Origin of the sequence: Janthinobacterium sp. ROICE36 (assembly GCF_002869965.1) — a bacterium.
In the GTDB taxonomy this organism is placed as follows: Bacteria; Pseudomonadota; Gammaproteobacteria; order Burkholderiales; family Burkholderiaceae_D; genus Janthinobacterium.
Map to the genome: position 1 here is coordinate 1 of NZ_PEBS01000127.1, position 7681 is coordinate 7681.

Consider the following 7681-nt stretch of genomic DNA (forward strand, 5'->3'; position numbering starts at 1 on the left):
AATACAGCGCCTGGAAATCATCGTTCATGTTGGCCAGGATGGCATCGACCAGTACTCGCAATTTGCGCAAGGGATGCGCATCCGGGATGCGTTCCTCCAACGAGCGGTAACTGTACAGAGAGTGCTGGGTGACGTCGGTCTTGCGCATGATGGCGGTGGGAAAGTGGGGCTGATGAAACAACGTTTACCGGCCCGTGATGGTTGACGGGCACGGCGATTAATTCAACACCCTGTTAACGCCGATTACAATGGCAAGGCGCCGGAAAACGCGTCGAAACGCACGGCCAGCGCCTTTCTCGCCTATGCCTTCGACGCCGTGCCGGGTCTGTCCGTCAATGGCGGCGCGTATTACTACAGCGCCCGTCCCGTCAACGACCTGAACCAGGCTTTCCTGGGCGGGGTGACACTCTTCAGTGCCGGCGCCCGCTATGCCAGCGCGGTAATGAACAAAGCCGTCGTGTGGCAGCTGAACGTGGAAAATGCAGCCGACAAGCGCTACTGGGCGGGCGCCGGCACGCGTCTGGCGTCTGGCGCCCCGCGCGCCATCAAGCTGTCGATGAAGGTGGATTTGTAAGAAAGCTTTGACCTGCGCCCTGTGCGCAGGGTGCTTGCCCTGATACAATGTTGCCATGTTTATCAGCAAAGGCAAGGCCAGCATCGTCCTGTGGATCGCGTGTTTCGCCATCTTCCTGGCCACGCTCGCCCCTACGGTGTCGCGCGCGCTGACGGTCGCCAGCGGCATGGCCGTGCCCAGCCTGGAAATCTGCTCGGTGGCGGGCGGCATGACCATGCTGCCCGCGCCACTCTCCACGGATGCGCCCGATACCTCCAAGGGCAGCATGCGCATGGGCGATTGCCCCTGCTGCAGCATGCATGCTGACACTTTATGGATTCCGCCTACCTCCCTGGTGCTCGCTTCCGGAGAAATCCTCACGGGCTTGCTGCCCGAGCTGTTTTACCAGTCCGCCACGCCCCTGTTCGCCTGGACGCCCGTCCAGCCCCGTGGCCCGCCCGCCGCTTTCTGATCTGTCCCTCGCCCTGAACTGCCTTGCGCCGCGCGTATCGTGCGCTTGCGTTTGTTCGTCTTACCTCTACAGAATCTGAAAGCAGCACCATGAAACATTTACCGTTATTGATTTCCCTCGCCATCGCCATGCCCGCCGTGGCGCAGTCGCGCGCTGAAGATGTTTTGCCCGAGATGAAAGTCATTGTGACAGCCATCGGTGACGGCTACCGGCCCGCCGCCGACACGGCCTTAATGCTGTCGAGCACGCCCGGTTACAGCGTGGCGGCGGGCGGCGGCGTGTCCGGCTTGCCAGTGGTCAATGGCTTTGCCGATGACCGCATCAAGATTCGCATCGATGGCATGGAATTGACGTCGGCTTGCGCCAATCATATGAATGCGCCGCTGTCCTACATTGATCCGCAACAAGTGCAGCGCATACGCCTGATCGCGGGCGTCACACAAGTCAGCGCGGGCGGCGACAGCATCGCTGGCACCATCGAAGTGCAGTCAAACGCACCCGTGTTTGCCCAGCCTGGCGCGGCGCTGCTGACGCAAGGCAGCTTTGCCGTGTCGGGCCGCAGCGTCAACAATAGCGTGGCGACCAGCGTGCATGCCTCGGCCGCCAGCGACACCTTGAGCATCGGCTACAGCGGTGCTTACACGCGCGGCCACAGCTATGACGATGGTCATGGCCGCAAGGTGCTGGGCAGCCTGTTCGAGAGCATCAACGAGGCCATCGTGCTGGCGGCGAAAGGCCAGGGTCAGCAACTGACCCTGCGCGCCGGCGTGCAGCACATCCCGTACCAGGGCTTTCCCAACCAGTACATGGACATGACCGACAACCACGGCCAGTTCGCCAATCTCGCCTACCAGGGCGCATTTGCCTGGGGGGTGTTTGACGCGCGCGCCTACTGGCAACAGACGGACCATGAAATGGGCTTTTTCACGCCCGAGCGCACGGGCACGATGCCGATGCTCACGCACGGGCGCAACACGGGCTATGCGCTGATGGCCAGTTTGCCGACCGCTGCGGGCGAGTTGCGCCTGGGTCAGGAGTGGCACGGTTTCCGCCTCGACGATTACTGGCCGGCCGTGCCCGGTTCCATGATGATGGGTCCGCGCACTTACCTGAACATCAACGACGGCAAGCGCGACCGCACCGTGCTGTTGGGCGAACTGGCAACGCGCCACGATGCGCGCTGGAGCAGCGTGCTGGGCTTGCGTGGCGAATCCGTGCGCATGGACTCGGGCGACGTGCAATCGTATGGCACCAATATGATGAACATGCCGGACGTGATGGCCGCCAGGGCCTTCAATGCGCGCAGCCGCAGCCAGCGCGACACGAATATCGATGCCACGGCGCAAGCCACCTTCACGCCGGACACTGCCAGCAGCTATGAATTCGCACTGGCGCGCAAGGTGCGCTCGCCGAATCTGTACGAGCGTTACTCGTGGGGCCGCGGCTCGATGGCCATGACCATGACCAACTGGTTTGGCGACGGCAACGGCTATGTGGGCGATATCGACCTCAAGCCCGAGACGGCTTACACGGCGGCGTTCACGGCCGACTGGCATGGCGGCGGCGAGGAGGGCTGGTTTCTGCGCGTCAACCCCTACTACAGCAAGGTCGACAATTACATCGACGTCGACGTGCTGGCGCCTTTCCACCCGTATATGCAGATGGGCGCGAACGGCAACTTGCTGCGCTTCGCCAACCACGACGCCAAGTTGTATGGCGCCAATCTGGCATGGCAGTTGCCGCTGGCCAGTAGCGCGCGCTGGGGCCGCTTCATGGCCATGGGCAATGCCGCCTACACGCGGGGCAAGCGCAGCGATGGTGGCGACCTGTACCGCATGATGCCGTTCAACGCCTTGCTGGCCGTCGAGCACAAGCTGGGCGCCTGGAGCAGCCGCATCGAAACGAAGATCGTTGCCCGCAAGGACAAGGTCGATGCGCGCCGCTTCGAACCCGCGACGGGCGGCTATGCGCTCGTCAACCTGCGCAGCAGCGTGGCGTTGAGCAAGATGGCCAGCCTGAGTGCGGGCGTGAGCAACCTGTTCAACCGCGCGTATGCGGACCCGCTCGGTGGCGTTTACCTGTCGGGCCTGCAGGCACAGGGCGGCGCGATGCGAGCCTTGCCGGCCGAGGGCCGGTCGATCGATGTGGGCTTGCAACTGACATTCTAAGGCAGGCCATCAGCAAGGGCGCTTTCCTGCTCCCGACAGGGGAAGCGGAAGGCGCCCGGTGAAATCGCCGCATCGCGAACGCGAGGTATGCGTGACTATGTGTGCATGTTTCTTTTAGGTAAACTGCTATTCTCTCTTGCGCCTGCTTCAGGCCGATGGCGCACGTGCGTGGGACAGCGCAGGCTGAAGGCCTTATCTGCTGAAATGATGCTGACTGAATAAAAAGGTGTACATGATCGCGTTCAGAGATTGTCGTTCGACTACCCGGGGCAGTCCTTCTTCCGATGGCATGGACAGATCGCTGGTGTTGGCAAATGAATGGCTGCTACGAACGGGCATTCGTCCTGTCTGCATCGAAACCATCACGGAAACCGGGGGCTGGATGAAGTTCCTGCAGGTTGAGCGAGGTTTGCGGGTGTGGTATGAAGTGGCTACTCTTCCTGTGCAACACTGAACTGTTCAAGCAGGCTGCCCCAGCTAATCCGGCACAGAGCCATCAATTGCCGTCTCCGCTCTTTTTTCGCCGTGACCCCGTCAGGACGCGCAGCGCGGTGGCGATCGGTACCCTGTTCTTGGCAAGGTAGGCGGCGGCCGTGGCAGTATCGAGCATTTCCTGGAAAATAATGCCGACCTCGACCTTTTGAGCCGTCAAGTCATCCTGCCTTGCACAGTCAAGCATATCGATATTTGTATATGTGGCCTTGTTGTTCCTGGAGTGCATTTTTGCCTCGGTCGTAAAGAGAAAAAATGTCTCCTTTTATTTGCCTTAAAGATAACTTATTTTTATGCCTTTGTGGAAATTTTTCTTTAATCGATAGTGCATTCAGGAATTAAATTTAACTATGGGCTAAGCTCGTGCCTGGAGATGACTGCGCGATACATGATCTCCCGTCACCCATAGCCTGATCAACCATCCTTTGCCATAGGCGCCCGGATGCGGTCTAATCATGGCTTGATCCTTCACGAGCTTGCCATGCTGCCCACTCCCGCCATCGCCGCACTGCGCGAAAAATTTCCCCTGATGACAGAATTGATGGCCTTGCAGCCCTTGAGCTGGTTCAATCCCGCCATCGCGCCGGCGGCCGAGGCCTTGAACGACGTGGGTTTGACGGCGGATGACGTGGCCGACGCCAGCGCGCGCCTGGCGCGCTTTGCGTCTTACCTGGCCAAGGCATTCCCGGAAACGCAGGCCAGCGGCGGCGTCATCGAGTCGCCCGTCGTGCCGCTGCCTGCCATGCAGGCGGCGCTAGGTTTGGCGTCAGGCATGCCGAGCGGCCAGCTGTGGCTCAAGCAGGATAGCCATTTGCCCATTTCCGGCTCGATCAAGGCGCGCGGCGGCATCTATGAAGTGCTGAAACACGCGGAAATGCTGGCGCTCGATGCGGGGCTGCTGAAGGAGGGCGATGATTACAGCTTGCTGGCCGGCGATGCCGTACGGGCGTTTTTCGGCCAGTATGCGATCGCCGTCGGTTCCACGGGAAATTTGGGCTTGTCGATCGGCATCATGAGCGCGCGCCTGGGCTTTCGCGCCACTGTCCACATGGTGGCTGATGCGCGCCAGTGGAAGAAGGATACGTTGCGCAGCCATGGCGTCACGGTGGTCGAATACGCGACCGACTACAGCGTGGCCGTGGAAGCGGGGCGCAAACAGGCGCAGAATGATCCGACCTGCCACTTCGTCGACGATGAAAACTCGCACGACTTGTTCCTCGGCTACGCGGTGGCGGGGGAGCGCCTGAAAGCCCAGTTCGCCGCAAACGGCGTCGCGGTGAATGCAGATCACCCCCTGTTCGTGTACTTGCCGTGCGGCGTGGGCGGCGGCCCCGGCGGCGTGGCCTTTGGCTTGAAGCTGGCCTTTGGCGACCATGTCCACTGCGTGTTCGTCGAACCGACCCATTCGCCGTGCATGCTGCTGGGCGTGCACACGGGCTTGCATGAAGGCATCAGCGTGCAGGAAATCGGCATCGACAACCTCACGGCCGCCGATGGCCTGGCCGTGGGACGCCCGTCCGGCTTCGTCGGGCGCGCCATGCAGCGGCTGATCGACGGCTACGCCACCGTCACCGATGAAGAACTGTACCGCTTGCTGGCGCTGCTTGAGCAAACGCAGGGCTTGCGCCTGGAACCGTCCGCCGTGGCCGGTTTCGCGGGTATTCCTCCCGTGCTGGCGGCGCCACAATATCAGCAGCACCTGGAAACGGCCACGCACCTGGTGTGGGGCACGGGTGGCAGCATGGTGCCGCAGCAAGAGATGGCGGCTTACGTGGCGCGCGGTCGCAGCCTGCTGGCGGCAGGAGACGCTTGATGCCAGCCGGTGCGCCGCTGACGGCCAGCCAGTTCGCCAACCTGCACACGTTTCTCGTGGCGGCGCGCCATGGCAGTTTCGCGCTGGCCGCGCAGGAACTGGCGCTCACGCCCAGCGCCGTCAGCCACCGCATCGCCCGCCTGGAAGCGAGTCTGGGCTTGCTGCTGTTTCAACGTCTGACGCGGCAAGTAAAATTGACGCGGGACGGCGAGCGCATCTTTGTCGCCCTGCAAACCGGCTGGGACAGCCTGCATGCGGCCATTGGCGGCGGCGATACGCTGGCGGGCAGCATCACCGTGCATGCGCGCCCCTCCATCGCCCAGTGCTGGCTGGTGCCGCGCCTGGCAGGCTTCGCTGCGCAGTATCCGGAGGTGTCGCTTGACTTGCGCGTGGGCAATGAAAGCGTGGACTTTCGCGCCGGCCAGGTCGACCTGGCCTTGCACTATGGCGACGGCAGCTTTCCCGGCCTGGCATCGCGCAAGCTGATGGATGAATGGCTGGCGCCCGTCTGCAGCCCTGACTATGCGCGGCGATACGGCTTGCAGGACGCGCCACACAAGTTGATGGAAGCGACCGTGCTGCATGACACCCTGGCCTGGCCCGCCTGCGCGCCCGATGCCGAATGGCGGCTGTGGCTGGACGGGCAGGCGCCAGAGCTGAACTTGCCCGCGCGCAGCCTGCGTTTCGACCGCGCCGACCTGTGCGCGCAGGCGGCCATCCACCACGCGGGCGTGGCCATGGGCCGGCGCCAGTTGGTGCAGCCGTGGCTGGCCAGCGGCCAACTGGTCTTGCCCTTCGGCGGCTTTGCCCTGGCCAGCCCGCAGGCGTATTACCTCGTGCACAGCGGACGCGCCGCGCTGCCGGCGAGAGTGCAAGCGCTGCTGGACTGGCTCGTGGGGCAGGCACTTGATACACTGCAGCCCTCATTGTAAACGCGCACGAAAGATTTTCCATGCAGCCATCCCCATCGACCCCCACCGCGCCAGCGCAATTGCGCGAGTTACGCACAACAGCGCTGGCTTGCCTGCTGGAACCGGACCCGGCGACCAAGGTGGCGATGGTGGCCGCCATGGCCGGGGCGCCAGTCGCGCTCGATGCGCAAAAGCCTTTGGCGCCCACCGGCCCCGTGCCAGGCAGGCCCGAGCGGCCGGAACTGGTGCCGCCGCGCCTGGTGGGACGGCGCTCGATGATCACGCCGGAAGGGCGCGCCATGCTGGTCCATGCGCTCGCGCATATCGAGTTCAATGCGATGAACCTGGCGCTGGACGCCCTGTGGCGCTTCCCGGACCTGCCCTTTGACTACTACACAGACTGGCTGCGCGTGGCGCAAGAGGAAGCCACGCACTTTGCCATGCTGCAGGCGCATCTGCAGGTGCTGGGCCACACGTATGGCGACTTTCCCGGCCACGACAGCCTGTGGGAAATGGTCGACAAGACGCGCGGCGACGTGCTGGCGCGCATGGCGCTGGTGCCGCGCACCCTGGAAGCGCGGGGCCTGGACGCGATTCCGCCGCTGCGCGCCAAGCTGGCGCAGGCGGGCGACATGGCCGCCGCCGCCATCCTCGACATCATCTTGCGCGATGAAGTGGGGCATGTGGAGATCGGCAACCGCTGGTACGGCTACCTGTGCCAGCAGCGCGGCCTGGACTTGCGCGCCACGTACGCCGAACTGGCGCTGCGCTACGAAGCGCCCACCCTGCGCGGCCCGTTCAACCTGGAAGCGCGGCGCCGGGCCGGGTTTTCGGAGCTGGAACTGTCCGACTTGCCCGCCTGAATCTGTCGCGGCGTCACGGATGGGCCGTCAGGCTGATGTGCCAGTGGCTCAGGTGTCCCGCTTCGATATGCACCTTGATGGGCTTGAGCCAGGCGCCCGCGCCCGGGATCTTGTCGGCCGGTGCGGCGGAAAAACGTCCGTCGACGAGGGCCAGCTTGATGAAGCTTGGGCCGATGTAGACGATACGCGTGCTGGACGACGCCGCTTCCTGGGCCAGCATGGCGCGGTTCGCCGCGATCCACGCTAGTGTACTGCTTGCGAAATGGTTGCACTATTTAAAGACTGCGCTATCATCTACATATTGAGTTTGAGATGAGGTGAGCAATGCTGACTGCGGCGCCGATTATATTGAGCGAGGAAGACCGTGCCGAACTGGAACGAAGGGTCCGGTCGCAAACCATCGATACAC

The 7681-nt window shown here is 63.1% G+C and carries 8 protein-coding genes and 1 pseudogene; 6 read left to right on the plus strand and 3 right to left on the minus strand.

Annotation, left to right across the window (positions count from 1 at the left end):
* Positions 1-148, minus strand: a pseudogene (locus tag CSZ94_RS29060) (IS5/IS1182 family transposase); the annotation flags it as partial.
* Positions 149-316: 168 nt separating this feature from the next.
* Here CSZ94_RS29060 and CSZ94_RS26400 point away from each other — a divergent pair.
* The 3 genes from CSZ94_RS26400 to CSZ94_RS26410 all read left to right on the plus strand — a co-directional run bounded on the left by CSZ94_RS26400 (position 317) and on the right by CSZ94_RS26410 (position 3193).
* Entirely contained in the window at positions 317-574 is a 258-nt protein-coding gene (locus CSZ94_RS26400; protein ID WP_374703606.1) for a hypothetical protein, read from the plus strand.
* A gap of 55 nt (positions 575-629) precedes the next feature.
* Positions 630-1025 (plus strand): DUF2946 domain-containing protein, encoded by a 396-nt coding sequence (locus tag CSZ94_RS26405; RefSeq protein ID WP_102124220.1) that lies wholly within the window; start codon positions 630-632, stop codon positions 1023-1025.
* A gap of 89 nt (positions 1026-1114) precedes the next feature.
* Positions 1115-3193 carry a TonB-dependent receptor gene (locus CSZ94_RS26410; protein ID WP_102124221.1) on the plus strand — a complete coding sequence of 693 codons (2079 nt, stop codon included), beginning with the start codon at positions 1115-1117 and terminating at the stop codon, positions 3191-3193.
* A gap of 496 nt (positions 3194-3689) precedes the next feature.
* On the opposite strand, the gene CSZ94_RS28210 is transcribed toward CSZ94_RS26410, so the two are convergent.
* Positions 3690-3845, minus strand: a complete 156-nt coding sequence (locus CSZ94_RS28210) for a hypothetical protein (RefSeq protein ID WP_180977642.1) — start codon at positions 3843-3845, stop codon at positions 3690-3692.
* A gap of 321 nt (positions 3846-4166) precedes the next feature.
* Between CSZ94_RS28210 and CSZ94_RS26420 the strand changes: the two genes are divergently transcribed.
* From CSZ94_RS26420 to CSZ94_RS26430, 3 genes are read left to right on the plus strand one after another with little or no spacing between them, the layout of a single operon-like run.
* Positions 4167-5498: a D-serine ammonia-lyase gene (locus tag CSZ94_RS26420; RefSeq protein WP_102124223.1), complete on the plus strand. Its 1332-nt coding sequence runs from the start codon at positions 4167-4169 to the stop codon at positions 5496-5498.
* Positions 5498-6430: a DNA-binding transcriptional regulator DsdC gene (gene dsdC, locus CSZ94_RS26425; protein ID WP_102124224.1), complete on the plus strand. Its 933-nt coding sequence runs from the start codon at positions 5498-5500 to the stop codon at positions 6428-6430. Before CSZ94_RS26420 ends, dsdC begins: the two co-directional genes overlap by 1 nt.
* Before the next feature lie 20 nt (positions 6431-6450).
* A complete protein-coding gene (locus tag CSZ94_RS26430; protein ID WP_102124225.1) occupies positions 6451-7272 on the plus strand; it encodes a ferritin-like domain-containing protein in 822 nt (273 codons plus the stop codon).
* 13 nt (positions 7273-7285) lie between these two features.
* Here CSZ94_RS26430 and CSZ94_RS26435 read toward each other — a convergent pair whose 3' ends face one another.
* Positions 7286-7492, minus strand: coding sequence for a hypothetical protein (locus CSZ94_RS26435; RefSeq protein ID WP_102124226.1), 207 nt, complete (start codon positions 7490-7492; stop codon positions 7286-7288).
* Positions 7493-7681: the final 189 nt, after the last annotated feature.

Coding starts and splice junctions, on each gene's coding strand:
- CSZ94_RS26430 (WP_102124225.1), top strand. CDS start 6,451: ATGCAGCCATCCCCATCGACCCCCACCGCGCCAGCGCAATTGCGCGAG.
- CSZ94_RS26410 (WP_102124221.1), top strand. CDS start 1,115: ATGAAACATTTACCGTTATTGATTTCCCTCGCCATCGCCATGCCCGCC.
- CSZ94_RS26405 (WP_102124220.1), top strand. CDS start 630: ATGTTTATCAGCAAAGGCAAGGCCAGCATCGTCCTGTGGATCGCGTGT.
- CSZ94_RS26420 (WP_102124223.1), top strand. CDS start 4,167: ATGCTGCCCACTCCCGCCATCGCCGCACTGCGCGAAAAATTTCCCCTG.
- dsdC (WP_102124224.1), top strand. CDS start 5,498: ATGCCAGCCGGTGCGCCGCTGACGGCCAGCCAGTTCGCCAACCTGCAC.
- CSZ94_RS26435 (WP_102124226.1), bottom strand. CDS start 7,492: ATGCTGGCCCAGGAAGCGGCGTCGTCCAGCACGCGTATCGTCTACATC.